Consider the following 1,963-nt stretch of genomic DNA (forward strand, 5'->3'; position numbering starts at 1 on the left):
CCCGCAACGGTGGGAATGGTAAAGTAGCCGATGATGCCGATGCAGAGGAATACGATATACACCCCGTCGCTCGAATCCAGCGAGAAGTTCGGGTCTGCCTGCATCCGCTCGATGTCGTTTTGCAGCATCAGAACCTGTATCTTCGCCAGTATGGTGCTGAACATGTCCGATACCGGTAGCCACAGATAGACCTGTATATAGCGGCATATCCACTGCGTGAGCGTGTTTTGGAAACCGTCCCATACCGACAGGGCGAAGGCTATCGGACCGAGAATCGCCAGCACCACGAGAAAGAAGGTGCGGACGGTGTCTATCACGAGGGCGGCGGCTTGGAACAGCAGTTCGAGTATCTCGCGGAAGAAGTCGCGGATGCTCTTCTTCATGTTGTACATTCCCCGGTCGATATACATTCCCGCCATCGTCACCATGTCGGAGGGCGACCAGCCGAGTTCCTCCAGTTGCTTGTCAAATTCCTCGTTGGACACGAGGTAGGCGGTTTCGGGGTTGCGTACCATCGCCTCGTATTCCAGTTTGTCCTTCTGCTCCCGGTATCGGTTCATGTCCAGCGTTTCCGCCTCCAGCATCTTTGCCGTGCCCTGTACGACGGGTGAGAGGATGCTGTTTATCGTGCCCAGCACCACAGTCGGGAAGAACATGATGCACAGACCGATGGCAAAAGGACGGAGCATCGGGAATACGTCTATCGGTTCAGCTCTCGCCAGCGACTGCCATACCCGGTAGGCGACGTAGAACAGCGCACCCAGCCCGGCGATGCCTTTCGCCACACCAGCCATGTCCCCACACAGCGGCATCATCTGCTCATAAAGTGAACGTAAAATCTGATGAAGGTTGTCGAACTTCATAGGCTACCAGTATCTTTCGTTCATGTTCCCGTACAGCCCCATGATGCGGTCGAGGTCGTTCTTCTTTTTCGCACGCAGGTAACTCACGGAGATGTTCTTGTTCGTGTAGTAGCTCACGAGGTTGCGGTAACGCTTCATCTTCGAGTGGCAGCGTTCCACCACGTCCATGCGCTCCTTGTCGGTCATGGAGAGCGTGGTGATGTTCACCACGTTCCTGAGTTCCGTCAACACTTCGTTGCTTTCCTCCAGCAGTTTCGTGTAGCCGAAAGCGATTGCGGAAAGCTCTTCGGGTCTGAAATTCCCGTCACGGAGCATCCGTTGGAAACTGTTCACATAGATGTCTGTGATGTCGCCCACCATCAGGATGGTCTGCTGCACCTTGCGGGCGTCCTTGACCAGATTGTTCACCGATTTGAGGGCATCGTAATACTTCTTGCCCTGCTGATAGATTTTCACCGTCTCCTGAAAGTTGCTCACCATGTTCGTGGCGGTCTTGGAGGTATGGATGATGTTTTTGGAGGCATTGATGATGCCCTGCGCTAGATTGCCCGGATCGCTTACGACCCACTGTGCGCTTGCCCTGCCCGCGAAAAGCAGGCACAGGCAGATAATCATTGTTATTCTTGTTCTCATGTTACTTTGGATTTTAGTGGTTGTTATTCTTCGGTCGGATGTCCCGGCTGCGGCTTCACCCGCACATAGTCCCCGTTTGGCGAGAAAGTCAGCACATCCGTGGCCTCGTTGTAGGACACGTCGATGCGGAAGCCGGTGTTCATGAACAGGTTGCCGTTCTCCTCCTGCAAGAGATAGGTTTCCGGCTTGAGCTTGCGGCGCAGACCGCTACGACGGAACACCGTCACTTTGTAGGCTTCGCCCTCCTTGTAGATAAGCACGTCAGGTTTTCCCTCCACGCTCTCCCAGTTCCCGCACAGCATGTCGCGGCGGTTGTCGGCCACGTCGCAGGATTGCAGCATCATGACCGCCAATCCGATAAGGCACTTGCTGACTTGCAGCATTTTCACTTTTGGTAAATTCATACGCGTTTTTCTTTTTTGGTTGATACATTCTGTTTTTTAGTTATTCCTTGTTTCTCCGCCTTT

General features: G+C 53.7%; 3 protein-coding genes. All 3 read right to left on the minus strand.

Annotation, left to right across the window (positions count from 1 at the left end; genetic code table 11):
- Nucleotides 1–863 (minus strand): conjugative transposon protein TraJ (gene traJ, locus HMPREF9442_RS08945; RefSeq protein ID WP_008627751.1); only part of this gene is annotated, 863 nt, incomplete at its 3' end.
- 3 nt (nt 864–866) lie between these two features.
- Complete coding sequence (locus HMPREF9442_RS08950; RefSeq protein WP_004304283.1) at nt 867–1,496, minus strand: DUF4141 domain-containing protein; 630 nt, start codon at nt 1,494–1,496, stop codon at nt 867–869.
- A gap of 23 nt (nt 1,497–1,519) precedes the next feature.
- Complete coding sequence (locus tag HMPREF9442_RS08955; protein WP_004291516.1) at nt 1,520–1,900, minus strand: DUF3876 domain-containing protein; 381 nt, start codon at nt 1,898–1,900, stop codon at nt 1,520–1,522.
- Nucleotides 1,901–1,963: the final 63 nt, after the last annotated feature.

Origin of the sequence: Paraprevotella xylaniphila YIT 11841 (genome assembly GCF_000205165.1) — a bacterium.
GTDB classification, from domain to species: Bacteria; Bacteroidota; Bacteroidia; order Bacteroidales; family Bacteroidaceae; genus Paraprevotella; species Paraprevotella xylaniphila.